30 protein-coding genes are annotated in these 26,043 nt (G+C 63.0%); 18 read left to right on the top strand and 12 right to left on the bottom strand.

The annotated features are described in order from the left end of the window. Window positions 1–121 precede the first annotated feature (121 nt). Together ACQ66M_RS08950 and ACQ66M_RS08945 are read left to right on the top strand one after the other, a co-directional pair. Window positions 122–421, top strand: coding sequence for a YciI family protein (locus ACQ66M_RS08950; protein ID WP_430403305.1), 300 nt, complete (start codon window positions 122–124; stop codon window positions 419–421). Next, window positions 418–1,098, top strand: coding sequence for a glutathione S-transferase family protein (locus tag ACQ66M_RS08945; RefSeq protein WP_430403303.1), 681 nt, complete (start codon window positions 418–420; stop codon window positions 1,096–1,098). The genes ACQ66M_RS08950 and ACQ66M_RS08945 overlap by 4 nt, the downstream gene beginning before the upstream one ends. Here the strand turns inward: ACQ66M_RS08945 and ACQ66M_RS08940 are convergent. From ACQ66M_RS08940 to ACQ66M_RS08915, 6 genes are all read right to left on the bottom strand, one after another. Then, window positions 1,082–1,906, bottom strand: coding sequence for a sulfotransferase family protein (locus ACQ66M_RS08940; RefSeq protein WP_430403301.1), 825 nt, complete (start codon window positions 1,904–1,906; stop codon window positions 1,082–1,084). The genes ACQ66M_RS08945 and ACQ66M_RS08940 overlap by 17 nt on opposite strands. Window positions 1,907–1,954: 48 nt before the next feature. Continuing rightward, the gene (locus tag ACQ66M_RS08935) at window positions 1,955–2,530 is read right to left on the bottom strand and encodes a hypothetical protein (RefSeq protein ID WP_430403299.1); all 576 of its coding nucleotides are present in this window, start codon (window positions 2,528–2,530) and stop codon (window positions 1,955–1,957) included. Between the two features lie 23 nt (window positions 2,531–2,553). Further along, on the bottom strand, window positions 2,554–4,710 hold the full coding sequence (locus ACQ66M_RS08930) for a PQQ-dependent dehydrogenase, methanol/ethanol family (RefSeq protein WP_430403297.1): 2,157 nt from the start codon (window positions 4,708–4,710) through the stop codon (window positions 2,554–2,556). Window positions 4,711–4,815: 105 nt separating this feature from the next. After that, window positions 4,816–5,715 (bottom strand): orotidine-5'-phosphate decarboxylase, encoded by a 900-nt coding sequence (pyrF, locus tag ACQ66M_RS08925; protein ID WP_430403295.1) that lies wholly within the window; start codon window positions 5,713–5,715, stop codon window positions 4,816–4,818. Continuing rightward, window positions 5,712–6,533 (bottom strand): S1 family peptidase, encoded by an 822-nt coding sequence (locus ACQ66M_RS08920; RefSeq protein WP_350173773.1) that lies wholly within the window; start codon window positions 6,531–6,533, stop codon window positions 5,712–5,714. Before ACQ66M_RS08920 ends, pyrF begins: the two co-directional genes overlap by 4 nt. A 21-nt stretch (window positions 6,534–6,554) precedes the next feature. Continuing rightward, on the bottom strand, window positions 6,555–6,986 hold the full coding sequence (locus ACQ66M_RS08915) for a DUF350 domain-containing protein (RefSeq protein WP_350173771.1): 432 nt from the start codon (window positions 6,984–6,986) through the stop codon (window positions 6,555–6,557). A 96-nt stretch (window positions 6,987–7,082) separates the two neighbouring features. Here ACQ66M_RS08915 and ACQ66M_RS08910 point away from each other — a divergent pair, with 96 nt between their 5' ends. Genes ACQ66M_RS08910 through ACQ66M_RS08890 form a run of 5 tightly spaced genes read left to right on the top strand, consistent with a single transcriptional unit; the run spans window position 7,083 to window position 9,786 of the window. Further along, window positions 7,083–7,865, top strand: coding sequence for a 3-hydroxybutyrate dehydrogenase (locus ACQ66M_RS08910; protein ID WP_430403293.1), 783 nt, complete (start codon window positions 7,083–7,085; stop codon window positions 7,863–7,865). A 54-nt stretch (window positions 7,866–7,919) separates the two neighbouring features. Then, window positions 7,920–8,276 carry a hypothetical protein gene (locus ACQ66M_RS08905; RefSeq protein WP_430403291.1) on the top strand — a complete coding sequence of 119 codons (357 nt, stop codon included), beginning with the start codon at window positions 7,920–7,922 and terminating at the stop codon, window positions 8,274–8,276. A gap of 47 nt (window positions 8,277–8,323) precedes the next feature. Then, window positions 8,324–8,971: a hypothetical protein gene (locus tag ACQ66M_RS08900; RefSeq protein ID WP_430403289.1), complete on the top strand. Its 648-nt coding sequence runs from the start codon at window positions 8,324–8,326 to the stop codon at window positions 8,969–8,971. Window positions 8,972–8,989: 18 nt separating this feature from the next. Next, window positions 8,990–9,403, top strand: coding sequence for a heavy-metal-associated domain-containing protein (locus ACQ66M_RS08895; protein ID WP_430403287.1), 414 nt, complete (start codon window positions 8,990–8,992; stop codon window positions 9,401–9,403). Next, window positions 9,400–9,786, top strand: coding sequence for a hypothetical protein (locus ACQ66M_RS08890; RefSeq protein WP_430403285.1), 387 nt, complete (start codon window positions 9,400–9,402; stop codon window positions 9,784–9,786). Before ACQ66M_RS08895 ends, ACQ66M_RS08890 begins: the two co-directional genes overlap by 4 nt. A gap of 36 nt (window positions 9,787–9,822) precedes the next feature. Here the strand turns inward: ACQ66M_RS08890 and ACQ66M_RS08885 are convergent, their stop codons facing one another. Then, window positions 9,823–10,467, bottom strand: coding sequence for an SCO family protein (locus tag ACQ66M_RS08885; protein WP_430403283.1), 645 nt, complete (start codon window positions 10,465–10,467; stop codon window positions 9,823–9,825). A 62-nt stretch (window positions 10,468–10,529) separates the two neighbouring features. On the opposite strand from ACQ66M_RS08885, the gene ACQ66M_RS08880 reads away from it, so the two are divergent. From ACQ66M_RS08880 to ACQ66M_RS08870, 3 genes are all read left to right on the top strand, one after another. Beyond that, window positions 10,530–11,897 (top strand): ActS/PrrB/RegB family redox-sensitive histidine kinase, encoded by a 1,368-nt coding sequence (locus tag ACQ66M_RS08880; RefSeq protein WP_430403281.1) that lies wholly within the window; start codon window positions 10,530–10,532, stop codon window positions 11,895–11,897. A 50-nt stretch (window positions 11,898–11,947) separates the two neighbouring features. Continuing rightward, window positions 11,948–12,520, top strand: a complete 573-nt coding sequence (locus tag ACQ66M_RS08875) for an ActR/PrrA/RegA family redox response regulator transcription factor (protein WP_350173755.1) — start codon at window positions 11,948–11,950, stop codon at window positions 12,518–12,520. Window positions 12,521–12,648: 128 nt separating this feature from the next. Then, a complete protein-coding gene (locus tag ACQ66M_RS08870) occupies window positions 12,649–14,889 on the top strand; it encodes a TonB-dependent receptor (protein ID WP_430403279.1) in 2,241 nt (746 codons plus the stop codon). Window positions 14,890–14,893: 4 nt separating this feature from the next. Here the strand turns inward: ACQ66M_RS08870 and ACQ66M_RS08865 are convergent, their stop codons facing one another. Beyond that, window positions 14,894–16,957, bottom strand: a complete 2,064-nt coding sequence (locus tag ACQ66M_RS08865) for an ArnT family glycosyltransferase (RefSeq protein WP_430403277.1) — start codon at window positions 16,955–16,957, stop codon at window positions 14,894–14,896. A gap of 154 nt (window positions 16,958–17,111) precedes the next feature. Here ACQ66M_RS08865 and ACQ66M_RS08860 point away from each other — a divergent pair, with 154 nt between their 5' ends. Together ACQ66M_RS08860 and ACQ66M_RS08855 are read left to right on the top strand one after the other, a co-directional pair. Next, complete coding sequence (locus tag ACQ66M_RS08860; RefSeq protein WP_350173749.1) at window positions 17,112–17,843, top strand: glycosyltransferase family 2 protein; 732 nt, start codon at window positions 17,112–17,114, stop codon at window positions 17,841–17,843. Between the two features lie 158 nt (window positions 17,844–18,001). Then, window positions 18,002–18,580: a hypothetical protein gene (locus ACQ66M_RS08855; protein WP_350173747.1), complete on the top strand. Its 579-nt coding sequence runs from the start codon at window positions 18,002–18,004 to the stop codon at window positions 18,578–18,580. A gap of 79 nt (window positions 18,581–18,659) precedes the next feature. On the opposite strand, the gene phaR is transcribed toward ACQ66M_RS08855, so the two are convergent. Further along, window positions 18,660–19,232, bottom strand: a complete 573-nt coding sequence (gene phaR, locus ACQ66M_RS08850; RefSeq protein WP_430403275.1) for a polyhydroxyalkanoate synthesis repressor PhaR — start codon at window positions 19,230–19,232, stop codon at window positions 18,660–18,662. Window positions 19,233–19,383: 151 nt separating this feature from the next. Here phaR and phbB point away from each other — a divergent pair, with 151 nt between their 5' ends. Continuing rightward, entirely contained in the window at window positions 19,384–20,109 is a 726-nt protein-coding gene (gene phbB, locus ACQ66M_RS08845) for an acetoacetyl-CoA reductase (RefSeq protein WP_350173743.1), read from the top strand. 121 nt (window positions 20,110–20,230) lie between these two features. On the opposite strand, the gene ACQ66M_RS08840 is transcribed toward phbB, so the two are convergent. Beyond that, window positions 20,231–20,677: a cupin domain-containing protein gene (locus ACQ66M_RS08840; protein ID WP_430403273.1), complete on the bottom strand. Its 447-nt coding sequence runs from the start codon at window positions 20,675–20,677 to the stop codon at window positions 20,231–20,233. Further along, window positions 20,677–21,438 carry a hydroxyacylglutathione hydrolase gene (gene gloB, locus ACQ66M_RS08835; RefSeq protein ID WP_350173739.1) on the bottom strand — a complete coding sequence of 254 codons (762 nt, stop codon included), beginning with the start codon at window positions 21,436–21,438 and terminating at the stop codon, window positions 20,677–20,679. Before gloB ends, ACQ66M_RS08840 begins: the two co-directional genes overlap by 1 nt. Before the next feature lie 63 nt (window positions 21,439–21,501). Here gloB and ACQ66M_RS08830 point away from each other — a divergent pair, with 63 nt between their 5' ends. From ACQ66M_RS08830 to ACQ66M_RS08820, 3 genes are all read left to right on the top strand, one after another. Next, window positions 21,502–22,245 (top strand): class I SAM-dependent methyltransferase, encoded by a 744-nt coding sequence (locus ACQ66M_RS08830; RefSeq protein ID WP_350173737.1) that lies wholly within the window; start codon window positions 21,502–21,504, stop codon window positions 22,243–22,245. 57 nt (window positions 22,246–22,302) lie between these two features. Then, window positions 22,303–22,647 (top strand): P-II family nitrogen regulator, encoded by a 345-nt coding sequence (locus tag ACQ66M_RS08825; protein ID WP_350173735.1) that lies wholly within the window; start codon window positions 22,303–22,305, stop codon window positions 22,645–22,647. A gap of 174 nt (window positions 22,648–22,821) precedes the next feature. Continuing rightward, on the top strand, window positions 22,822–24,252 hold the full coding sequence (locus ACQ66M_RS08820; RefSeq protein ID WP_430403271.1) for a putative bifunctional diguanylate cyclase/phosphodiesterase: 1,431 nt from the start codon (window positions 22,822–22,824) through the stop codon (window positions 24,250–24,252). Here the strand turns inward: ACQ66M_RS08820 and ACQ66M_RS08815 are convergent. Beyond that, entirely contained in the window at window positions 24,249–24,626 is a 378-nt protein-coding gene (locus ACQ66M_RS08815; protein ID WP_430403268.1) for a DUF983 domain-containing protein, read from the bottom strand. The two genes, ACQ66M_RS08820 and ACQ66M_RS08815, sit on opposite strands and share 4 nt — an antisense overlap. Before the next feature lie 171 nt (window positions 24,627–24,797). Here ACQ66M_RS08815 and ACQ66M_RS08810 point away from each other — a divergent pair, with 171 nt between their 5' ends. Both ACQ66M_RS08810 and ACQ66M_RS08805 read left to right on the top strand, forming a co-directional pair. Next, window positions 24,798–25,742, top strand: coding sequence for a prephenate/arogenate dehydrogenase family protein (locus tag ACQ66M_RS08810; protein WP_430403266.1), 945 nt, complete (start codon window positions 24,798–24,800; stop codon window positions 25,740–25,742). Beyond that, window positions 25,739–25,978 (top strand): DUF2164 domain-containing protein, encoded by a 240-nt coding sequence (locus tag ACQ66M_RS08805; RefSeq protein ID WP_430403264.1) that lies wholly within the window; start codon window positions 25,739–25,741, stop codon window positions 25,976–25,978. Before ACQ66M_RS08810 ends, ACQ66M_RS08805 begins: the two co-directional genes overlap by 4 nt. The last annotated feature ends 65 nt before the right edge of the window (window positions 25,979–26,043 follow it).

The following is a 26,043-nucleotide window of genomic DNA, read 5'->3' as shown; positions in this document are numbered from 1 at the left end:
CAATTCCTGAAGGATCAATGATTCATTCAGTGAACATTGGCCGGACCGGCCGCCAGCTAGGCGGCACGCAAGCAATATGCCATAGCGATTCCCACACTCAACCAAGTCGCGAGGATCATCCATGCCATTGTTCTGCTTTCACTGCCTGGACAAGAAGGATGGCGGCGCCGAGCTGCGCGCCCGGACCCGCCCTGCCCATCTTGAATGGGCCGTCAGCCTTGGAGACACTGTCCGCATGGCCGGTCCGCTCCTGGCTGAGGATGGCGAGACCATGATCGGGTCAGTCTTTCTCGTCACCGCTGACAGCCTTGCCGCCGCACGGGCCCTCTCCGCACAGGACCCCTACACGCAGGCAGGCGTCTTCGGCGAGGTGAGCATCCACGAAGTGCGCTGGTCAATCGGGGAAGGCAAACCGGCATGAAACAGCTCGTCCTTGGAAACCTGAACTATTCGAGCTGGTCGATCCGCCCCCTGCTCGTCGCACGCCATGTCGGCCTGCCGGTGGAAGAGATTATCGTGCCGCTCGACTTTCCTGACACATCGGCACGGCTGAAGGAGATCAGCCCGACCGCCAAAGTGCCGCTCCTGATCTGGGATGGCCTGACGGTCTGGGAAAGCCTTGCCATTACCGAATGGATCGCCGAATGGGCAAGGCCCGGCCAGGTCTGGCCGCGGGAGGCCGCCGCCCGCGCCGTTGCCCGCGCGGCCGTGTCGGAAATGCACGCCGGCTTTCAGGCGCTGCGCAGTCTCTGCCCGATGGACATTCGCGCACGCCACACGCGGCCGGACATGACACCCGCGCTGGCAGCCGATGTCGCAAGGGTCGATGCCCTCTGGTGCGACCTGCGCAGCCGCTTTGGCCAGGACGGGCCCTTCCTGTTTGGCGAATGGAGCGCAGCCGACGCCTTCTACGCGCCCGTTGTCACCCGCTTCCGCACCTATGACCTGCCCCTTGGTCCCACGGCGCAGGCCTATGCCGACGCCGTGCTGCACGATCCGAAATTCCTTGTCCTTGAAGACCAGGCCAGGGCAGAGCCGTGGTGGATCGCCTATGGCCCGGAAGGCCGCTCCAGCGGATACGTCAAGCCGGAGGCGTGAGCAGGTCGTAGCCGAGATCGTGCCGGAACAGGGCCCTTGCCTGCTTGCGGTAAACGTCCATGGCCGCGCCCGTAAACAGCTCATCCAGCGAGGTCTTGCGGTTCTGCAGCACGTTCGGCTCTGCGTCCGGGTCAGTATGCTTCGCCATCTCTTCCTTGGTGCCGGCATCGAGAGCTGCATCAATCGCGTCCGGCGCCAGATCAAGCGACCAGTGTGCGGCGACGGCCTCCAGCACGGCGCGCGCATCCTTCAGCGTCTCCTCGTAATGGACATTGAGGATCAGGTCAGGTGCATCATGGCGCACATCGCCCCAGCGGTTCCAGAACCGCGCCAGCCAGTAGATGTCGCAGCGATACTGCTTGCCCGCCGGGTCGCCCTGCAAATAGGTCAGCCAGTCAACCTGGATGTCATATTCCCATTTGGCGTGGTGGCTCGCCAGGATCGCCATGGGGTGGCGCACGGCCAGTACATAAGGCGGCAGGCCGGCAAGGCGCCGGGCCCAGCCCCAGTCGGTGAGGCGGTGCGGGATTGTATGGCTGAAGGCCAGGCGTGGTATCTGAGGGAAAACCGGCTTGTCTTTCGGCCAGCCTATATAGGGACGCACGGCATTCTCTGAGAAGTATTTCGGGCGCGCGATACCATGCGTGTCGGCAATCGCGATCGCCAGCATGTATTTCAGCCAGTGCGTGCCGGAATTCTTTGATGTCACCAGCATGCCGTCAAACGCGCCATGGCGCAGCACGGAATAATTGTGCCAGTTATCGTTGCGTATGCGCGCGCGATAGGCCGCAGGAAGTGTCTCGGTCATTCGCCTGCCTCTAATGGCTGCCTTGCAACATCGCAACCGGGGGTGCGATCATGTCTTCAGACCGGCGCGATCGCGAAAGATCTGCAGCAGGGACAGCTGGTCCCGCGTTGGCGTGCCTTCCGCCTCGGAGACGGCAACCAGCATGCTGTCCAGATCCACCACTTCCTTCGGGCCGAGATAGCGGTCACTGACGATCTTCTGGCTGAGGCGGCGCATGGTTTCCTGCGGCAGCGGCGCCTTGTTCGTAACCCATGCGGCATGCCCCACCAGTTCGTGCGCCTCGTCCCGCGTGAAATTGAAATGCTGCATCATTTCCTCGGTCATCGAGTCGCTTTGCCGGTCGGTCAGCGGACCGCCGCGTGCTCGCGCCAGTTCCATCATCATGATGGCAGCCGCTTCGCGCGGATCGTCGATCAGGTCGAGACCGTTGCGCCCGGACCGGTACTTGAAGGCCATGCGGCGCGGCAGGCTGGCTGCTGTCCGGGCCATGTCGGCGGCCGCCCGCGCGCCATCACGCGCCATGCGCAAGCGCCACGACCAGATGCCGATAGCCACCAGAATGCCAAGAATGCCGATCAGGAACTGCATCACAAAAGTGTAGCGCGCCCCGGAAGGACGCGCCACATCATTTGCAGATGATGGTGGGCCTATTCTTCGCCGTCGGCCGCATCTGTCATGGCGTGGCCCTGCGCGAGGACATAGGCACGAATGGCCTCCGACTCTTCAGGGCTGACGAATTCGGCAAAGGACACCATGCCATTGGCCGCCAGGTTGCCGTCAAGGACGACGCCTTTCCAGGCCTCTGCATTGCCGGTGATCGCAGACCAGCGCAGATCGGGCAGCACGCCGGAACTTGCCGCCAGTGCGCCATGGCACACCATGCAGTTTCGCGAAAAGGCGACGGCGCCCCGGGTGATCATGGCCTCGTCACCGAACGCGTCGGCTTTCACGGTCCGGTCAATCGGTGCGAACTCCGCATCGGCGATCATGCCGGTGCCGCCAATCTTGAACGTCACCACCTTGCCGACGGTGGAAGGCACCGTCTCGTCATAGGCATACCCGGCCGTCAGGGCGAACGCGCTGCCCCAGCCGGTCGTGATCGTCACATACTGTTCGCCATCAATCGAATAGGTGCCGGGCCCCGAAGCTGCGCCGGACTTCACGTTCTGGCTCCACAGCTTTTCGCCGGTTGCAGCATTATAGGCGACAAAGTCGCCGTTGAGCTTGCCCTGGAAGACGAGATTGCCGGCCGTGGTCAGGACACCGCCATTCCACGCATTCTCATGCTCGACCGTCCAGCGTGGTTCGGCTTTCACCGGATCCCAGGCGATCAGCCGGCCCTTGAGGGTCGAGCGGAGGAATCTGGTCACGTCAGGCGGAGCGATGGGCGGGATACCTGCCGAGAAGTCGGCGCCGGTGTTCCAGCCCACGGCCTTGGACACAAAGCGCGGATCCTCAACATAGGCCTGCGGGATTTCCTGCGCCGGGATATAGGCGAGCTGTGTGTCCGGATTGTAGGCCATCGGTTGCCAATTGTGCGCGCCGAGCGGCCCGGGCAGCTGTTCGTATGGCTCCTTGCCATAACGTGCCTCGGGCACCTCAATCGGCCGGCCATTCTCGTCTAGGCCGGTCGCCCAGTTCATCGGCACAAACGCATCGCCTGACAGGAACTCGCCCGTGGCCGCATCGAGGACATAGAAGAACCCGTTCTTGGGCGCCTGCATGGCGACCCGGCGCGGCGCGCCATTCTCGCCCAGCGGCAGGTCCGCCAGGATGATCGATTGCGTGGCCGTATAGTCCCAATTGTCGCCGGGTGTCGTCTGGAAGTGCCACTTGTACGTACCCGTGCTGGCATCAACCGCCACGATGGATGACAGGAACAGGTTGTCGCCGCCGGACGGGTCGCGGAACGTCCGGTTCCACGGCGAACCGTTGCCGACGCCGAAGATGATCTGGTCATTCACCGTGTCATACACGATCGAATCCCAGACCGTACCGCCGCCGCCATCGGTCACCCATGCGCCTTCATCACCCCAGGTCACGTTGCCAATCGCCTCAAATGCGCTGTCGGACACTTCAAGGTCGGGCTGTTTGCTTGGATTTGGGACCGTGTAGAAACGCCAGAGTTTCTTGCCGGTCTGCGCGTCATAGGCCGTCAGGTAGCCGCGCACGCCCAGTTCGGCGCCGCCATTGCCGATCAGGACCTTCCCGTTCACGACGCGCGGCGCGCCCGTGATCGTGTAGGGCTTGGCCTGGTCAACGGTCACCGTGCTCCACACGCGCGCGCCGGTCTCTGCGTCGAGCGCTTCAAGCCGGCCATCAATCACGCCGACATAGACCTTGCCGTCCAGCACGGCGACGCCCCGGTTCACGACATCGCAACAGGCCTTCACGCCCACCGCGCGGTCCACGTCGGGATCATAGGTCCACAGGGACTCGCCCGTTTTCGCGTCCAGCGCGTAGACAACCGACCAGGCCGAGGTCACATACATGACGCCATCGACAACGATGGGTGTGGCCTCGACGCCCCGATTCGTCGCAAGGTCCTGTGTCCAGGCCACGCCAAGGCGGCCGACGTTTTCGGTATTGATCCCTGTCAGCGTCGAATAGCGCTGCTCATCATAGGTGCCGCCATAGGTGAGCCATTCGGCCCCGCCACTCGCCGTCCTGATGCGGTCAGTATCAACCGCCGCGAATGCGGTTTCGACCGGTTTCTCGGCCACCTCTGCCTTTTCTTTCGGGGCGCAGCCCGCAAGCACGGCCAGTGCGCCGCCCGCGATGATGAATGATCGCCAATGTGTCATGGCCTGATGTCTCCCCTTGGTTTGTCTGGAACGGTCTGACGCCGCCTGGTGATTTGATCACGGATGCTAGACCTTCACCCGCATTTGTCGAGATATGTCGCTAGGTTAGCTCCGGGCGGGCTCTGCCAGGCCGCTCAATGCGGTCAGATCGGCCTGCGCGCTTTCAATGGCACTGGTGATGGTGGTTTGCCATTCGGCCAGATCCCTTGCCTCAGCCGCGCCCGATGGGAAATTCACTGACCGCGACGCGTTCACGACGCCGCCTTCCAGGTGATTTCCGCGCCGGACAAAACCAGCCAGCGCGTCCTCTGCGCCACTCCCCTGTGCGCCATAGCCGGGCACGAGAAACAGACAGCTCGGTGCCAGTTTCCGCAGGGCGCGCGCCTCATCCGGCCCGGTGGCCCCTGCAACCAGCATGAGGCTCGACCAGCCGCTTGCCCCCTCCAGCCGCGCAATCGCCGGCTGCAAGGCCTCAACCACCCGCGCGTAAAGCGGCGCGCCGCCCATGTCGCGTGTCTGGAAGTCTGCCGCGCCGGGATTGGATGTGCGGGCAAGAACGACAACGCCTTTGCCATTGGCTTCGGCCGCAGTCAGGAAGGGGTCCAGCGTGTCCATGCCCATATACGGATTGACGGTCACTGCATCGCAGGCAAAGGGCGCGTCCTTGCCAAGATAGGCCTGCGCATAACCTTCGGCGGTGGAGCCGATATCGCCGCGCTTGGCATCGGCGATCACGATCAGTCCGGCTGCCTTCCCGGCCTGGCAGACCCGCTGCAGGGCACGCATGCCATCGGGTCCAAGCCGCTCGAACAGCCCGACTTGCGGCTTGATTACGCAGGCGCGCCCGGCAACCGCAGAGATGATCGCCTCGCCCCATCTGGCCAGCCCTTCAGGCGTGTCGCCGCCAAACAGGGCCGGAACCCGTCCCGGATGGGGATCAATGCCGACGCAGAGCGGACCGGTCGTGCGCGCCGCAAGGGTCAGGCGGCTGGCAAAATCGGTCATGGCCTGACCTGGCAGGCGACCTTGACCACCTGCAGCCTGCGGCGGGCATTGTCCGATTGCGGCCCGTAAGTATGCACGGTGAAGCTTTCATGCGGCCCGTCGACGGTCGAAACGTCAAGGCTTGTCAGGAAGGCCTCAACCGAGGATGGCGCCGCCGTATAGATGCGGCCACGCCGGGGGCTTTCGGCAACAATCACGCCGCGCACACCGCCATCCTTGTCAAAGACCGGCCCGCCGGAAATCCCGCCAAGCGTGCCCGTCAGGCCCTGCGTGCGGCCGATTTCCGCCCATGCCAGGATAGGTTCGGCGCCATCGCGGCGCCCCCGCGTGATCAGTTTGGACCGCGACAGCAGCTTGGTCGCCACCTCGCCCGGCCGCCCCTGCGGATAGCCGACATGATAGCCCTCATCGCCGATCCGCAAGGGCTTGCCGAGGGCGAGCCTGACGGAACTGGGACTGCGGCCGGTCGAAATCAGTGCCAGATCGCTGTCGGGATCAACCGTGACACGCTCAACCGGCACATATTGGTCAGGCGCAACCAGCAGGCCGACACTGTTGCAGCCGTCAACGACATGGCGGGCCGTGATCCAGTCGCCCTGATTGTTCACGGCAAAGGCCGTGCCGATGCCATCCTTTGGCGCGTCGACCTGCACGAGAATCTGCTCGTCCAGAATGGATGGCGGCGGCAGGGTCGGGCCGTCGGACTCCAGGGAGGTCGGCGGCGGCTCAGGCGCGTCGGCATTGTTTTCATTGGCAAACAACGTCCCGACAACGACGCAGAACACCAGGAGGTACAATGCCCAATCAAATGACCTCATCTGCGTAACTGCCTCCGAGACTTAAAACCGTTGTAGCGCAGGATCCCACAACCCGGCAGCCAGAATGATCGCCGACGAGAGCTTCGCCGCGATCAGCACGATGGCAGCACCCGCCTGATCCTGCTCGATGCGCTGGGGAATGTCACGCAGCACGACATCGACCAGCCGGTACACGATCAGTTGCAGCAACAGGGCAATGACGCCCCAGATGAGCAGATCGAGCAGGGACACGCTCGAGGCCAGGGTCGAGGCAATCGGAATGGCCAGTCCGGCAATCGCACCGGCAAGAGCGAGCCCGGCGGAGGCGTTGCCGCCCTTGACGAGGGCAAGTTCCTTCCAGGGCGTCAGCAATATATAGATAGTGCTTGCGACCAGCAGCATGACTCCGGCAGAAGTCGTCCAGAGCAGGAAGCGTGGAAACGCTTCGACAAAAGCACCGATTTCACCGTCCATTGAACCACCCTATCCTGAACACATATTCGCGATGGCCCTCCCGAGGCCGCTACTATCCCTAAACACAGCGCGCCCGCGCCTCAAGGAGACATCACCATGCCAAGCGGAAAAACTGCACTCGTTACCGGCTCGACGAGCGGGATCGGCAAAGCGATTGCAACCCGCCTTGCGCGTCAGGGGTGCAATATCATCCTGAACGGCTTTGGTGACGAAGCGGTCATCGAGGCAGAGCGCGCGGGTTTGGCGAAGGAATCTGGTGTCAAGGTGGGCTATTCCGGAGCCGATCTCACCCATCCGGACGCGATTGAGGGCATGATGGGCTATGCTGCGCGCGATTTCGGCGGTGTGGACATTCTGGTCAACAATGCCGGCATGCAATACGTCGCGCCGATTGAGGAATTTCCGGTTGCAAAATGGGACCTCATCATCGCGCTCAACCTGACAGCGGCCTTCCACACGACCCGCATGGCCCTGCCGGGCATGAAGGCAAAGGGCTGGGGCCGCATCATCAATACCGGCAGCGCGCATGCCAAGGTCGCCTCGCCGTTCAAGTCTGCCTACGTAACCGCCAAGCACGGCCTTGCGGGCCTCACCAAGGTAACCGCGCTTGAAGGGGCAAGGCATGGGGTTCGCTGCAACCTGCTCTGCCCCGGCTATGTCCATACGCCCCTTGTCGATGGGCAGATTGCCGATACGGCCAAGGCGCGGGGCATGACGCGGGACCAGGTGATCGAGGACGTCATCCTTGAAGCCCAGCCGACCAAGGAATTCGTGACCGTTGAACAGATTGCGGGGTTTGCCGCCTTCCTCTGCTCACCGGACGCCGACCAGATCAATGGCGCAGAATTGTCCATTGATGGCGGCTGGACAGCTGAATAGGTCAAGCCTTCGTGAATTGACCCGGCAGCGGTCCGGGGCGATAGAGGAAGCCGAATGGCCTTCAGACTAGCCCTCCTTTGCCTGAGCCTATGGCTGCTGGCTGCTGGCGCTGCTGCCGCAGCGCAGGACAAATGCCGCACAGCCGACATGCAAATGCCCCATCAGGGCGCGATGAGCATGCAGGATGATTGCGACATGGGCGCAATGCATGACAGCGATCCGGCACCTTCCGACAGCACGGATATGCCCGGGATGACCGCCTGCTGCTGCCCCGCCATTCTCGCCTCTTTGCCTGGCGCGCCACGCCCTGTCAGCCTCGCCGCGCCTTTCCCGCCTTCCTTCGACAAGCCGTTTGGCGAGTCGGCCACCTCCTGCCCGTCTGTTCCGGAACCGCCACCTCCGCGCGCCTGATCCTGCTCTTGTAAGCCCAGGATCAATCCGAAACAGAGGAGAAGGCATTGACCTTCCTATCTTACGCCGCGCCTGCCGCGGCCTGTCTGACCTTGGCCGTCCTTGCGCCGGTCGCCGAAGCCAGACCCGTTTCATATGCGGGCGGCTGGACAGCCATGCAGATGAACAATGGGGATTACGCCTCATTGCATATCCACTATTCTCCCACGGCCTTCGATTCCGTTGGCCTCTATGTCGAACGCAACTGGACGGACGATATCCAGTTCACCGGCATTCAGTACAATCGCCTTCTGAAGCGATGGAACGGCCCTGCCAGCCAGGGCAATCTCTATCTGAAACTGGCCGCAGGCCAGGCAGATCCGTTCGGCAGCGCCAGAGCGCAACCTGGCGGCATTGCCGGTTTCGCTGCGGACTGGGAAACCCGCCGATGGTTCACGTCTTTCGAGACGCGCGCCACCGACTTTCCGGGCAATCAGAGTGTCAGCCATAGCGGGCGCATCGGCGTCGCGCCTTATATCGGTGACTATGGCGATCTCCACACCTGGCTCATGCTGCAGGTGGATAACCAGCCGGAGGCAGCAGAGCCTGTCACCACGACCCCCCTGATACGTTTCTTCAAGGGCGTCCAGATGGTCGAGCTCGGCTACACCGTTGAAACAGAAGAATTGCTTGCGAACTGGATCATCCGGTTCTGAACCCAAAGGAATAAACCCATGAAAACATTCACGATTGCTCTCTCATCCCTCGCCCTCAGCCTGCTCGCTGCGCCCGCCTTTGCGCAGGAGACGACTGAGCCGGCGCCTATGGACCATTCCAAGATGGACCATTCCGCGCATGCTGACGCCGTTCGCCCGGCACCGTCAGCGAACAGGGAGGCCACGCCCGCCGCTTCGGGCGAAACCGTGACCGCCAGGGTCAACGGCCTGGTCTGCGATTTCTGCGCCCAGTCGATCCGGAAAGTCTTCGGCAAGCAGGCCGCCGTGGAGACCGTCAAGGTCGACCTCGACAATGGCGAAGTCGTGCTTGGCATGAAGAAGGGCCAGACACTTGATGACGAAACCGTCGGCAAGCTGATCCGCAAGTCCGGCTACGCGCTCGTGGAAATCAAGCGCGCAGGTGGCGTATGAGCGAAGAGATCAGATCGCCGAGCACGCTGCCGGCCTTTCTCTCCCTGTTTACCTCGACCGGCACACTGGTCTGCTGCGCCCTGCCCGCCCTGCTGGTGAGCCTGGGAGCGGGTGCCGTCATGGCCGGGCTGATTGAAGCCGTGCCGCAGATCACCTGGCTCGGCAGGAACAAGGTGCTGGTGTTTGCGATCGCAGGAGCGATGATTGCGCTCTCCGGGGCATGGCAATGGCATGCCCGCTCGCTGCCCTGCCCGATTGATCCGGCTGCCGCGCGGGCCTGCACGCGTGCGCGGCGCGTCAGCTGGATTGTCTGGTGGATCAGCCTTGCGGCATTCCTGATCGGCGGCTTCTTCGCCTTCTTTGCGGCCAGCCTGTTTGCCTGATCCCTGCAGGGCCCTGTCCGCCGGACGGGGCCCTGCCTAGTCTTCCAGCACCTCGGCAAGGCATGCGGCGATGGTTTCGCTCGTATCCTCATGGGTGAAGAAGGTCTTCAGCTTCCAGTCCGCGTCCATCAGGTAGAGCAGACTGGTATGGTCCATCGTGTAGCCGGCCGAGCTGCTGTCATCATCGATGCGCGAATAGTCGGCGATGAAGGAATCGGCTGCTGCGCGGACCTGTTCCGTCGTGCCGGTCAGGCCGACGAGATTGTCGGGAAACGCAGCGGTTGTGACGTATTGGGCAAGGGTTTCAGGCGTATCGCGCTCGGGATCGACCGAGATCAGCAGTGTTTGCGGCGGTTCCATGCCTTCCGGCAGCGTCCTGTAGGCGCGCGCGATGCTGACCAGTGTCATCGGGCAGACATCCGGGCAATAGGTAAAACCGAAATAAATCAATGCCGGGCGACCCTTGAAATTATCCTCGGTGACCGCTTCACCCTTGTCGTTGACGAGCGATATGGGCCCGCCTATCTCTGGATAGGACCGGCTGAGACAGCCCGATTGCGCGCCGCCGGACCGGGCCTTGGCGGGTGCAGGTGTGGTGTCGGATGGCGCATCTGAGGGGCTGCAGGCGGTGGCGGCAAGGGCGCCAAGGGCGGCGGCGAGGGTGCGGTAAGGGAGGGTCATGGCCGCGATATGCCGCCATCAGCCCGCTTGGCGCAAGCGTCACGCTGCCGCATAAGCAGGGCATGGACGATATCACCCGCGATTCCCGTTACGGGCTGGACGACGCCGTTTTCACGCTGGCACCCGAAGGACTGGGGTCAGCGCAATCGGCGCTGGGCCGGACGCGGCTGCGTACCTTCATCACGCTGCGCTGGCTGGCGGTGGCGGGCCAGACGGCGGCTGTCCTGTTCGTGGCCTTTGTCATGCGTTTCGAAGTGCCGCTGGCACTGTGCCTGGCGATCATTGCCGCATCCGCCTGGCTGAACGTGTTCCTGGCCTTTGCCTTCCAGAGCCAGCGCCTGACGCGGGGATGGGAAGCGAGTCTGCAGCTGGCCTTTGACACTATGCAGCTGGCCGCGCTGATCACCGTGACGGGCGGCCTGTCCAACCCCTTCCTGCTGCTGCTGCTGGCACCTGTGACCGTGGCGGCCCTGTCGGTGTCACAGGCGCGCGCCACCATGGTCGCCATTCTGGCCCTTGCATCGGCTGCCGCCATGCCCCTGTTCACCATGCCCCTGCCCTGGGCCGGCATTGAAGTGATCAGCCTGCCGCCTTTGTTCCAGTGGGGCCAGTTCACGGCGCTGGCGGTGGGCGTTGTGTTCTTTTCCCTGTCAGCCGTACGGGTCAGCCAGGATGAAGCGCGTCTCGTGCGGGCGCTCGACGCGGCCAGCGTGGTGATGGCGCGTGAGCAGAAACTGTCGGCGCTGGGCGCCATGTCAGCCATGACGACGCATGAACTGGGCACGCCGCTGGCGACCATCCACCTTGTGTCCAAGGAACTCCTGTCGGAAATCGGCCCTGACCACCCCAATTTCGAGGATGTGAACCTGATCGCCGAACAGGCCGACCGGTGCCGCGCGATCCTCGCGACGATACGCGAGGCCCGCGAGGCGACCGACATTGTGCACGCCCTGATGCCGCTGGACGCGCTGGTCGAGGAATCAGCTGCCCCGTTCAAGGGGCTGGGAGTTGAACTGATCGTGCGGGCCGGTCCCGGCGAACGGGGCGAACCCAGGGCGCCCGTATTGAACCGCAGCCCCGAAATTCTGCACGCGCTGGGGGCCTTCATCGAAAACGCCGTCAGCTTTGCCGACACGCGGGTGACGGCCGTTGCCTCCTGGACCGACGACCAGATCCTGATCACCATCACCGATGACGGCCCGGGCTTTGCAGCCGAGGTCATGCCCAAGCTGGGCGAGCCCTATGTCTCGCAGCGCAGCGAGGCGCAGCTGGGCGGCGGCGACATGGGTCTCGGCTTTTTCATCGCCAAAACCCTGATCGAACGCACCGGCGGACGCATTGCCACACGCAACCGCACCCCCCCCAAGCGCGGCGCCGTCGTGCAGGCCCTGTGGCCACGTGCAGCGCTAGAGGCTTCTAAATTGGCCTAGCGCATGCAAAAGACCTATATTGTTCTGGAATCATTAGAAGGAATGCGGACATGGACCGCCCGGTGTCTGTAAACGTGCACGAAAGCCTCAAGGATGTGGAAGACCGCTCCTGTCTCGTCATGGACGATGACGGCCCCTTTGTTCAGCGCATGGCACGCGCGCTGGCCCAGCGCGGCTTTGTTGTGTCAGCCGTTTCAACCGTCAGCGAAGGCAAGGATATTGCCCGCCTGAACCCGCCGGCCTTTGCCGTGCTGGACCTGCGCCTGGAAGATGGCAGCGGGCTGGACGTGGTTGACGTGCTGCAAAAGCACCGCCCGGAGGCCCGCGCCGTGATCCTGACCGGATATGGCGCCATCGCGACGGCCGTCGCCGCCGTCAAGGCGGGCGCAGTCGACTATTTGTCCAAGCCTGCCGATGTGGACGATATCATTCGTGCCCTTACGGCATCGAAAGACGAGAAGCCTGCCCCGCCGGAAAACCCGATGTCGGCCGACCGCGTGCGCTGGGAACACATCCAGCGCGTCTATGAGCTGTGCAATCACAATGTCTCCGAGACGGCCCGGCGCCTCAACATGCACCGCCGGACATTGCAGCGCATCCTGGCAAAACGCGCCCCACGTTAGACCGTACACTCACCGAATGCCGCGTAAAAATATGACTTAGGCGTCACCGAAACGGTGACTGCTGCGTCATGTAAATCGTAACAAATGCAACAGTTGCAAAGGATTCTCAGCTCGCCTAAGTGCGGCGAATGAAAACCATTTGCATCCTCCCCGCCACGCTCCTGATTGTCTCGATTTCTGCTCCTGCACTCGCCGAAACCGGCGATACGCCAAGGCGCCTGGACCCGGTTGTTACGACCGCAACGCCCAGCGCCGCGCCGCTGACCGATATACCCATGTCGGTCAGCGTGATCGGTACGGATGACCTGAAGCTGACGGATGCCTATCTGGGCGCTGAGGATGTGACAGATCTGCTGACCGGCGTCGACGCGGCGGTGGCCAATGGCACGCAGGTGGCCTTCCAGATCCGAGGCATTGGCGCGGTGGACCATCAGGCGCTGACACCGACGGCGGCTGCGGTCTATGCCGATGGCGTCTACCTCGCAACCAACGTCCAGACTGGCCTGATGCTGTACGACCTGGAGCGGATCGAGGTGCTGAAGGGTCCGCAGGGCACGCTGTATGGCCGCAATGCCTCGGGCGGCGCGATCAATTTCATCTCGGTCAGGCCGGGCGATAACCAGCGCCGCTATGTGCGGGCCGGCTATGGCAATTTCGATCGGGTGGACCTTGGCGGCGCCTACGGGAACGCGCTTGGTAACGGCTTCAGCTATCGCCTCGCCGGGCGGTATCTTTCGCGCGATGCGGCGCTGGACAATGTGTCCGGCCCGGCTGACGCGGGCGGCGTGCGCGACGAATTCGGCCTGCGCCTCGGCCTGCTCTGGGAAAATGCGGGCGGCGGCGAACTGCTGGTGCGCACGCATTACGAGGAAGACAATGGCGTCAATGCTGCGCCGCGCAATGACAGCCTTACCCCTGGCGATCACGAGATCGCCGTTGCCGGCGATGGCCTGCAGGACACGGACAATGCCTTCTATGGCGTGTCAGCCGAGTACAGCCGCGCGCTGGGGCGCTGGGAGTTTGCCTCGCTGACGGCCTTTGAAGGCTATGATCAGCAATACGGTTTCGACTTTGACGGCGCCGTCGCCCTGTTCGGCAACCCCAACCTGAACGCAAACCTCGCTTATGACCGCTCGTTCCGCCAGTATTCGCAGGAATTCCGCCTGCAGACGGACTGGAACGGAGGCCATACGCTGGTGGGCCTCAGCGCATCGGCCGATGATTTCAGCCAGACCTATACGATCTGGTGCGGCGTGCTGGACAAGGACACATTGCTGGGCACGTGCCCCTATGTCGGCGCAGGAAGCCGTGCGGGCCCGGCGCCGGTATCACCCGGAACTGCGATGTCTCTGGTGACCGACATCAACCAGTCGCGCACGGCGCTGGCCGCCTTCACGCATAATGAGTTCGTCCTGGCGGACCGCGTGACGGCCACGCTGGGCCTGCGCGTGACAGACGAGCGGATCGAAGGCGATGGCAGCGGGCGGCATGTGTTTGATGACGGCACTGTCGGCTACAATAATGTCGGCGGGCTGGGCCTTGCCTTCGGATCGAACGTGATTGACGAAACGCGCCTCAGCGGCAATGCGGCACTATCCTATGATCTGGGTCCGGGCATGGCCTATGCGTCCGTGTCGAACAGCTACAAGTCGGGCGGCTTCAATGGCGAGGTCCAGAACAATGCGACCCATTTCACGGATGAGGGCCTGTTCGATGCGGAATCGGTGACGGCGTACGAGCTTGGCTACAAGGCGCGGGCGACGGATACGCTGAGCTGGAGCGTCGCCGCGTTCTGGCAGGATTATGATGCGCCGCAGGCACGGATTTTCGTGAACTTCCCCTTGCCGGACGGGTCGAGCATCACGTCGAACTCGCTGTCGAACCTTGATGCGGCAACCGTCCGGGGCGCCGAGGGAGAGGTGACATGGCAACCGGCCAGCGGCCTGACGCTGAATGCCGGGCTGACCCTGCTCGATACCGGGATCGATCAGGTGACCGACATTGGCGGCAATGCCGCAACGTTTGACGGCAATCCCCTGCCCTTCGCACCGGATGTGTCGGCCACGCTGGGCGGACGCTATGCTTTCGCACTGACACAGGGCGTGGACGCCAGCCTTGCGGCGCATGCCAAGTATCGCGGCGACTATTATCTCGACCCGGAAGGCCTCGAGACGCGGATGCAGGCCGGGTTCACCACGCTGCAGGCCGAGGCGGCCTTCACGTTCACCGGTACCGGCCTCAGCCTGACCGTGTGGGGGCGCAACCTGACCGATGAGGATTATGCCCTCTCCGGCTACGGCTTCATCGGCTACAACACATTCCGGTCAGACCCGCGCACGTATGGCCTGCGGCTGGACTACAGCTTCTGACGGATCATCCGCCCGGACAGCCGCCGGAATCAAAGCGGATCGCGCGGAAATTGACCGGGTCGCCGTTCGAATAGTTGAGCGCATAATAGGGCTCGGACTCGGTGATGCAGAGACCCATGCTTTCGGCCTGCGCGCGCAGGCTGGCAACTTCGTCAATGATCGGCGGCTCGGCCTTGCGGTCCTCGAAATTGATGAGGTAGACGACCGGGTAGGCTGACGGATCGGCCGGCAGGTCCAGCGGTGTTTCCGGCGGGTGCAGGTTCTGTGTGCCGAGGGTCATGACATAGCTCGGCTCGGCATAGCCGAGGGCGAGGATGCGCTTCGGCGCAGTCGTGTTGCATTCGGCATCATCGCCAGGCACGCCGCAAACCTCTTCCAGCGCAGCGCGGGCGGTTTCCGTCGGGTGCGCCCAGACCTGGCTGGGCAGCATGTAGATGCGGATGTGCCAGCCAATTGCGAGGCTGGCGGCGATCGCGAACAGGATGGCGAGGCCGTCATGGCGGCGGGCAAACTCGATAATGGCGAGGCCTGACAGGGCAAAGCCGATCCACCAGAGCCAGAGTGGGAAGCTGCGATAGGCGGTCCAGGATTCGAGCACCTGGCTGGCGGCGGCCGTGGTGAAATCACCTGCCGTCTCTTCCATCAGATAGACGGCCACACCGGGAAATGAGGCGGCGAGCAGGGCAATCGCCCCACTGGCAAAGAAGACGAGCGAGATCCAGCGGCTGACCGGCATGCGCGTGCCTTCCATCAGCTGCACGGCCGCATAGCCGCAGAGCAGGCCCATGGCCGGGTAGGCCGGTAGGATATAGTGGCTGAGCTTGGTGGGCATCAGTTCGAAGAAGATGAATGTCAGGCCCGCCCAGGCGACGAGAAAGCGGATGGCGCGGGTTTCATGCGTCAGCCCGTCAATACCGATCGGCCAGCGTGCCTTCCAGTCGTCGCGGCCCGAAATGTACCAGAACGCGGCGAGCAGAAGCGCCGGATAGGCCGGAAGCGTCTTCAGGGTCGCGAGCGAGTTTATGGATGACGCAACAAGGCCCGTGCCTTCCGGGCGCGGCAGCAGGGGCAGGAGATATAGCAGGACGAGCAGGAAGACGAATACAACGGCCGAAATCGCCGCCGAATCGCGCAGCCATTTCCAGCCGAGGTCACGCCGGGGTTTGAGGCGCTGCCAGGCGGCAGCGCAGCCCGGCACCAGGAGAAGCGTGGCCGGGAAGAACCAGGCGGGCAGATGCGTCAGGTGGTAGAAGGGCCAGCCGCCATGGCCTTCGGAGGCCCCGGTAAACTTGTCCTTGAGATCCTTGCCGACGGCGCCCTTGATATATTCGCCGCCGGTCGCAGCCTGTATCCAGAGGAACCAGGGCAGCACAAGCGCCACGAAGATGAGCGGGCCGGGCCACCAGAGCAGCACGCGCCACCAGTCGCCGCCCTTGCCCACCGTGGCTTTCATCCACACCCAGGCGCCAAGGCCCGCATAGGCCGCCACCATGGGGCCGACCGGCCCCTTGACGAGAAAGACGAGGCCCATGCAGGTCCAGAAGAGGAGCGCCATGCGTTTCGACTGGTCACCGCGCATATAGAGCCGGACGAGCGCGCCGATACTGAGCGTCGTCAGGAAGATCAGCACGCCGTCCGTCTTAGAGATGTGTCCCTCGCTGGTCAGCAGCAGGGTGGAACCGAACAGGACTGCCCCGAGGAAACTCGCCCGTCGCCCGATCAGCGGGATGCCGCACCAGAAACAGGCGAGCGTCGCAAAAGCAACCCCGAGCCAGTTGGGCACCCGATAGGTCCATATCTGCCTGGCCTCTGCGCCGGTCAGCAGCGCGGTGGAGCCGGCCTGCAGCCAGTGGATGCCGGCCGGCTTCTTGTTGCGCAGCTCGTCCTGGTAACGCAGGCGGATATAGTCGCCCGATTCCAGCATCTGCTTGGAGGCCTGCGCGAAGCGGCTTTCGTCGCGGTCCAGCGCCGGCAGGGTGAAGACACCGGGCGCAGCCGCAGCGAAAGTGATCACGAAGAGGAGAAGCCAGGCTTTCCAGCCGGTCGAGAGGCGGTCGAGAAGTGTCATGGCTCTGCTTTCTAACGGGTCACGTCCGGTCCGTCTCGTGATTTTGGACAGGAATTCCTGTATCAGAACGAGATGAGGTAAGGTCTCGCTTTTGCGGGTCTGCCTCGTTATGGAGCGTTGTTCGTTTTCCCCGCAAGCCTGAAGGCTCAGTGATTTGGCCAATTCCCTAGAATTCTCTGTTGTCGTGCCCGTGCACAACGAAGCCGGCAATGTCGAAACGCTGATCGAAGAAATTGCGCGGGCGCTGGACGGGCGCGCCTTTGAAATGATCTTTGTTGACGATGCCTCGACCGATGACACACGCGCCGTGCTGTCCGAACTGAAGGCTCGCTTCCCGATGCTGAGAGTTCTGGGACACCGCAGGAATGCCGGGCAGAGCCGCGCCATCCGGTCGGGTATCCTGGCCGCGCGCGCACCGGTGATCGGCACGCTCGACGGCGACGGCCAGAACGACCCGGCCGACCTGCCGGACCTTTACCGCGCCCTGACCCGCGCTGATGCGCCCGCCGACCTGAAAATGGTCATGGGCCGCCGGGCCAGCCGCAAGGACACGCCGTGGAAGCGGTTTGGATCGCGCTTTGCCAACTCTATCCGCCAGCGCCTGCTGAAGGATGATTGCGACGATAGCGGATGCGGCACGAAGGCGCTGTATCGCGACGCCTATATCTCGCTTCCCTATTTCGACCATATGCACCGCTATATTCCGGCCCTGATGCGGGCTGAGGGGTATGGAATCGAGTTCCGGGACGTGAACCATCGCGCGCGCGCCAGCGGCACTTCGAACTATACCAATTTCGGCCGCCTGAACGATGCCCTGTCAGACCTGCGCGGCGTGATGTGGCTGATCCGCCGCCGGCGCCATCCGGGCGGCGCGGACGAAATCTAGGCGCTGATTTCGCCTCGCGACCCGAAAACGCCCATGTTTACGCCTATTCGCGTCCATCATGCCCGGTCACAGGCGGAGCTTCGGGAAATACCCTCGCATCACCGCCCGTGATACGGTAAACCTGATCTTAACTCAGCCGGATGACGGGTGGTAATGACATGAGCAAGGATACACGGATCGCACTTGCGGGAGCGGCGGTCGCCAAAATGGAACGCGAGAAGCGTGAGAAGCCCGCTTCAAACGACTCGCATGAAAAGGGGTACATGATGCGCGCAATTTTCGGAATCTTTCCGCTGCTGGTCATTCCGGTGGCACTCTACAACCTGCTGGCGCTGGGCTTTGGCGGCGCAGTCGAGACGGTCAACGCCCAGGGCGAACTGATCCGGGCGACATCAGCGCCGATCCTCAACCTGCTGAACGGCCAGTTCATGAGCCTGCCGATGATTTCCGGCGTCGACTGGGTGCTGACCAAGGGCGATGCCATCCTGCTGCTCGCCATCGTGTTCCTGTTCCTGGAGATTCTCAAATCGACCAGCACGGGGACATCGACCATCGTCAATCACGCCATTTCGATGATCCTGTTCATCGTCTGCCTGATCCAGTTCCTGCTCCTGCCGAATTTCGCGACCTCGACCTTCTTCATCCTGATGTCGATGGCCTTGCTGGATGTGCTGGCCGGTGTCGTGGTGACGATCGTGTCGGCACGGCGCGACTTCGGGGTAGCCGGGGACGTGTAACGCGACCCTGAACCGCTCAAAGCAAAACGGCCTGCCGCGTTTGCGTGGCAGGCCGTTTTCGTTCAGGGCGCGATCAGGATCAGTCCTTCTTGGCAAGATCGGCGAGCTGTTCCTGGATGGCCTGCATCTGGGCCTGCATGGTCGCGAGCGCCTCGGCCTGGAATTCCAGGATCGGATTTGACGGGGTCGTTTTCTCGGTTTGGGACGCCTTGTAGAGCGTCGGCATGAACATCTTCATGCCCTGTTCGAACATGGCCATGTTGCGCTTGGCCTGCTTTTCGAAGGCCGACATGGGATTGGCCGCCTTGCGCCATTCCTTCTGCGTGTCAGCGAAACTGTTCATGGACATGTCGAGAAATGCCGGCAGGAAGGTCTGCGCGCCACCGCCATAGAACCCGATCAGCTTGCGCAGGAAGTTCAGCGGAAGCGCGCCTTCGCCCTTTGTTTCCTGCTCGAAAATGATCTGGGTGAGGACCTGACGGGTCAGATCTTCGCCGGATTTGGCATCGCGCACTTCAAAATCCCGGCCCTCGCGGACAAGCTCGGACAGGTGGTCCAGCGTCACGTAAGATGAGGTCGATGTGTCGTAGAGACGACGATTCGCATATTTCTTGATGATGATCATCTGTGACGATCCGTTTGGCTTGGCCATGTCCTGCCCTCTATTCTCCAAATCGGAGAAGCAATTATTGTGCTATGCAGCAATGTTTGCACAGATTTTGCGTGTGACCAATGTCCTAGTTGAAGTCCAGGGCCCAGGAAGGCTACGAGTGGATGCAACATAACGCCGGAGGAAAACAGGCATGACAAAAACAGTTCTGGTCACAGGGGGCACGCGCGGCATCGGGCGGGCGATCAGTGAGACGATGAAAGCCAAAGGCTACAATGTTGCAGCCAATTATGGCGGCAACGAAGAAGCCGCCAAAGCGTTCGAACAGGAAACGGGTATCGGGACCTACAGGTTCGACGTCGCCGATTATGAGGCCGTTGGCAAAGGCATTGCGGCGATCGAGGCCGATCTCGGCCCTGTCGACGTGGTCATCAACAATGCCGGCGTGACGCGCGATGCGCCCTTCCACAAGATGACACTGGAGCAGTGGCAGGAAGTGATCAATATCGACCTGACGTCGGCGTTCAATGTGACGCGCCATGTCTGGGAAGGCATGCGTGACCGCAATTTCGGCCGCGTGATCAACATCTCGTCGATCAACGGACAGAAGGGCCAGTTCGGCCAGGCGAACTATTCGGCCGCCAAGGCCGGCCTGATCGGCATGTCCAAGGCGCTCGCCCAGGAAGGCGCCAAGAAGGGCATCACCGTCAACACGGTCTGCCCCGGCTATATCGATACGGAAATGGTGCGCGCGGTTCCGGAAAAGGTGCTGGAAGGCATTATTGCGACCATTCCGGTCGGACGCCTCGGCAAGGCTGAAGAGATTGCGTCCATGTGCGCCTATCTCTCCAGCGACGAAGCCGCCTTCATCACCGGTGCAACCATGACTGTGAACGGCGCGCAATACATCGCGGGCTAGATTTGCAGGATCATGCGTAACAGGACGAACCGGACCGGCCCTGCGCCGTCCGGTTTTTCTTTTATGAAGACGCGGGAGGCGAGATGCCGGAATCGCGTTCCAGCGTGTTGGTCAGGATGGTTCAGGGGCGGGGACGCCAGTCTGGCGGCGCAAGCTCGAACCCCTTGAACTCAAACCCCGGCGCCACGGTGCAGCTGACGAGCGTCCAGGCGCCCAGCGTTTCGGCGGTTTGCCAGTGATGGGCCGCCACGATGACTTGCGGGCGCTGGCCGGTGCGCAGGTCCGGGCCGAGCCGGAAGGCTTCTGCGCCGTTGCCGTCTGGCGGCGACAGCGTGAGCGAAAGCGGGCCACCGGCATGCCAGAACCAGGCCTCGTCGGCGTCGACCCTGTGCCATGCCGAGACTTCATCTGCCTGCAGCAGGTAATAGATAACGGTGGAGCTGGGCCGGTAGCCGGGCAAGGCCGGTGCGCGGAATGTCTCGGTATAATGGCCGCCTTCCGGATGCGGCCGGAGGCCGAGCATGCGGATGATCTCATTGGCACCCAGATCACCGGAGATGGCGTCCATCAGAACCGGTCCTTGCGCCCGCGGATTTCCGCAAAGGTGGCGACCGGGTCGCCGGGATGGCCCATGGCCGCCTGCAGGGCCGGATCGTCAGCACGCAGGAAAGGATTGGTGGCGAGTTCACGGGCAAGCCCTGTCGGCACGGTCCATTCGTTACGTGCACGCCTGGCGTGGATCTCGTCAACATAGTCAGCAAGCGCCGCATTATCCGGATCCACCGTCACGGCAAATTTCGCGTTCGAGGCGGTGTATTCATGGGCGCAATAGAGCGCGGTTGCAGGCGGCAGGGTCTTCAGGCGGGACAGGCTGTCCCACATCATGCCCGGATTGCCTTCGAACACCCGTCCGCAGCCAAGCGCAAAGACCGCATCGCCGACAAAGGCGGTCGCTTCTTCTGGCAGGTGATAGGCGATATGGCCAAGCGTGTGCCCGGGCACGTCGATGACATGGGCTTCCAGCGCCCCGAGGGTGACCACGTCACCTGTCTTCACGGCGCGGTCGATGCCGGGAATTTTCGCCGCTTCGCCCGCCGGGCCGGTAATCGTGCAACCGGTCGCGTCCTTGATGGCGAGATTGCCGCCGGCATGGTCGGGATGCCAGTGCGTGTTCCATATCTGCGTGATCGTCCAGCCACGGGATGCGGCCTCGGCGAGATATTTTTCAGCATCGGGCGTGTCGATGGCGGCGGTTTCGCCGGAGGCACTATCGTGTGCCAGGAAGCCGTAATTATCACTCAGGCAGGGAAACTGGTGTATCTGGAACATGTTTTCGGGTCTCCTTTGCCATTATAGGCAATCACAGGATCTTGATCTAACACAAGGAAGACAATGCGTCAGGATGCGGTCACGCTCGAAAGATTCTATGCCTCCCCGCTGGGGAGCGCGGCGGCGCGCATCCTGTCGACAAAGCTGACCGACCTGTGGGGCGAGGCGAACAATCTGTCCCTGCTCGGGCTTGGATACGCACTGCCCGTGCTCGATGCGTTTGGTGACCATCCGGGCCGCAGCGTGGCGGCGGTGCCTTTCGACCACGGGCCGGTGAAGTGGGACCCGACCGGGCGCGGCAATGCGGCCGTATCCGTCGGTGACCTGCGCCTGCCCTTTCCCGACGGCATGTTCGACCGGGTGATCGTCCTGCACGGACTGGAAGAGACCGGCGACCCGCGGGCCTATCTGCGCGAGATCTGGCGCGTCATGGCGCCGGAAGGGCGTATCGTGCTGGCCGCGTCGAACCGGGCGGGCCTCTGGTCACGGGCGACGCGCACGCCCTTCGGACAGGGCCGTCCCTGGAGCCGGGCACAACTGATGAACCTGATGTCCATCGGACTGTTCCAGGTGACGGCCAGTTCCAGCGCGCTTTACATGCCGCCCGTATCGGCCGGGATCGTGACGGCGGCGGCCGAGGGATGGGATACTATTGGCCGCCTGATTGCCCCCGGCTTTGGCGGCGTGGTTCTGGTTGAGGCCGTCAAGCGGCTGTATGCTTCACCGGGCGGGGGCGCGGTAGCCCCTGTTGTCGACCGGGTGCGTGTGGCCAGGCCTGCGACAAGCAATGGCCGCGAAAGGCATTGACGCGCGCCGTGCTGCAGATACGTTCGCATGTGCACAAAACATAAAGGCCAGCCGACCATGAAACTCGTGACAGCAATCTTCAAGCCCAGCCGCCTCGACGCCGTGATTGACGCGCTCTCGGAAGCAGGCGCGACCGGACTGACGGTTTCGGAAGTGCGTGGCTATGGTCGCCAGCAAGGCAAGACCGAAGTCTATCGCGGCGCGGAATACGAAGTCCGCCTGCTGCCGAAAGTCAGGGTGGAAGTCGCTTGCGCTGACGCCGACGTGGACCGCTTTTCCGACGCCATCACCGCGGCAGCCAATACCGGGACAATCGGCGACGGGAAGATATTCGTCCTCACCGTGGATTCAGTGCTGCGCATCCGGACGGGCGAACGCGACGAGCAGGCCCTGACCGGCTGACCTGACGCGCAGAGCGCAATCATGGAGAATCCAAAGTTAACCCGGATGGAGATGTTTCCATGTCCGGCGCAAACCTTCGTGCACCGGGAGACATTAGAAGAGCAGACCTAAAGACAGAGTCAGGGCTGCTTCAATGTCATATTCAATTTCCAGTCTTCCGGACGGAGCGAGCGCATGAGCGTCCTGTCCGCAATTCTTCTCGCAAACATTTCGCTGGCGCTGCTGGCCGCGATCATCCTGTGGCAGGGTACGCGTCATGCCTCCCAGCTGGCCGCCGTGCGCGAGCAATTCGCCAAACTGTCCTCGACAGACCCGGTGACCGAGCTGCCCAACCGGGCCACCCTGCATGACCGGCTGAATGCCGCGCTGAGCGCGAATGGCCCCGAGCCCTCGCTCATGGTGATGGACCTGGACGGGTTCAAAGTGGTCAATGACACGCTGGGACATGAAACAGGCGACGAGCTTCTCAAGGCCGTCGCCATGCGGATGACAAGCTGCCTGCACGAGAAAGACCTGCTGGCCCGTGTCGGCGGCGGGGAATTCGCGGCCCTGATCACCCGGCCCGACTCCGTGCACCGCGCCACCCAGACGGCGCAGTCAATCGACAAGGCCATGTCTGCCCCCTTCCGCATCCGTGAGGATGTGATCAACATCAAGGCCAATATCGGTATCGCCGCCGCCAGGCAGGACGATTCCCCGGCGACGGAAATCCTGCGGCGCGCGGATGTGGCGATGTTTGCCGCCAAGAGCGAGAAGCAGGAAAGCATCCGCGTCTACACCCCTGAAATGGACGAGGCGCTGCAATTGCGCCGCACGATCAATTCCGAACTCGACCTGGCGCTGATGAACAACCAGCTTCAGCTGGTCTACCAGCCGCTTGTCTGTGCCCGCAGTGGCAAGGTCATGAGTGCCGAGGCCCTCATGCGCTGGCCAAGCAAGCAGGGCCAGGCAGGCTCACCGGGTGTGTTTATCCCGATTGCGGAAGAGAGCGGCCTCATTTCCAAGCTGGGCGCGTGGGCGCTCGACCAGGCCATGCTGGAAATCAAGCGCCAGAAAACCATCCCGATTGCGGTCAACGTGTCGCCGGTCCAGTTCAGGGTCGATGGCTTTGCCAGCAGCGTGGAAGCCGCGCTTGAGCGCCATGGCATCGCACCCAACCTGCTGCACATCGAGATTACCGAAGGTGTCCTGATTTCGCATACGGGCGAAGCCCAGCGCACCATGAAGCGCCTGCGCGAAATGGGCGTCCAGGTCCTGCTCGACGATTTCGGCACGGGCTATTCCTCGCTGAGCTATTTGCAGCAATTCGAATTTGATGGCCTCAAGATCGACCGGGCCTTCATCCAGCAGCTGGATATCGGGCCAACGGGCCGCCAATTGCTGAAATCGATCATTGCCCTGGGCCACAGCCTGAACATGAAGGTCGTCGCCGAGGGCGTCGAAACCGAGGACCAGGCTGCGATCCTGCAATTGCTGGCCTGCGACTTCCTCCAGGGCTATGCGCTGGGCCGTCCGGATGCTGCCGACAAGCTGCACGGGGTGAAGCGCCCTGAGGAACTGCTTGGCACCCTCCATCGCAATGGCGGCTGGAGCGCGGTGAACTAGCGGTCCTTGATGTCCGAGGCGGTCACTTCCTCGGCATCATGGTGAAGCTGGAGATTGAGCAGCACCGCCTTGGCGATGGGCAGCAGGACGAGGCACAGCCCGATCAGCACTGCGCACAGGGCGGCGAAAGCGAAGACCTTGGCGACAACCGGCATCGGGCTCATCGGCAGAAGAAACAGGAACGGCGCGAGCAGGACCAGCACGCCGAACCCGACGAAGAAGGCCGGACCGTCAGCCGTGTCTGCTGCGGTCATGTCGCGCCCGCAGGCAGGACAGGCCGTGTTCAGCTTGAGATAGCCCGCATAGAGCTTGCCTTCACCGCACTGGCCGCAGCGCAGGCGCAGGCCTGCAAGTATGGGTGAGGACTTGGGCATATCAGTCTCCGCGTATTGCCTGCCTTATGTAGGAAGGCGCGGGCCGATGTAACCCGCGCCAAACCGTCGCTGCGGGCGCGTCGGTTTCCGAATAACGCGCCGCCGCACTTGACCTCGGCCCTGCCTTTGCACACCAGAGCAGCGCAGATTGCCTGAACACGAGTGCCCCACATGCCAGAACCTGTCTTCTCCTCGATTGCCATTGTCGGTGCCGGCCTGATTGGCGCCTCGATCGCGCGCGCCGTGGGCGAATATGGCGGCGCCGGTGCCGTCAGCCTGTATGATGCCAGCGATGATGTGCGGCGCCGGGCCGGCGAACTGGGCCTTGGCGAGGTGGCGGAAACGCTGGACGCGGCTGTCGCTGAGGCGGACTGCGTGATCCTGTGTGTGCCTGTTGGCGCCCTGAGCGCGGTGGCGGCAGCGGCTGTGCCCCATATGAAGGCCGGGGCCATCCTGACCGATGTCGGCTCGGTCAAGGGCGAGGCGGCCGCAGCGCTGGAGGCCGCCGGTGACGGACGGGTTCACATCATACCGGGCCACCCGATTGCCGGCACCGAACAGTCAGGCCCGGAGGCGGGATTTGCGACCCTGTTCAGGGAGGCCTGGCATATCCTGACGCCCGGCAATGACACGTCCGATGACTATGTGGCGGCTGTCGATGCGCTGACGCGCTTCTGGCAGGCGCTTGGCGCCAGGGTGGAGACCATGGATCCGGCGCGCCATGACCGCGTGCTGGCGATTACCAGCCACCTGCCGCACCTGATTGCGTTCAATATCGTCTCGACCGCCTTCGACATGGAGACCGTGGAACAGGGCGAAGTCGTGAAATATTCGGCAGGCGGCTTCCGCGACTTTACCCGCATTGCGGCCTCCGACCCGGTCATGTGGCGCGACGTGTTCCTCAACAACAAGGAGGCGGTGCTGGAATGCCTGGGGCGGTTTTCCGAAGACCTGGCGGCGCTGCAGCGCGCAATCCGCTGGGGCGACGGCGACATGCTGATGCGCGAATTCTCACGGGCACGGACCATCCGCAAGGCGATCATCGATGCCGGGCAGGATTCCGGCGCGGTGAATTTCGGGCGCAATCCCCTGCCGGAGCCTGAGTCTGACACGTGAAGGACGTTACGCTGACCCCGGAGCGCCGCGACGCGCTGTGCCGCCTTGTCCGGCAGAAATTCCAGACGGAGTTTGACGAGCCGTTGAGCGAGTTCCGGGCCGGCGAAATCGTTGACCTGATGCTGAAGGCGATGGGTCCGGCGGTCTACAACCTCGCCGTTCAGGATGTACGGGCGCACCTGCAGGGCAAGCTGGATGACCTGGATGGGGAAGTCTGGGTTGACGACAGTGTCTGACGGGCTCACGCCCTTGTGTATGTCGTGTGTATGAACCTGTTGCTAGGTGAGCGCGTATGAAACAC

Source organism: Hyphomonas sp. (assembly GCF_965284475.1).
Lineage (GTDB): Bacteria > Pseudomonadota > Alphaproteobacteria > Caulobacterales > Hyphomonadaceae > Hyphomonas.
The sequence above is the reverse complement of the archived record's forward strand: the minus strand, read 5'-3'. Positions and strand labels throughout refer to the sequence as shown.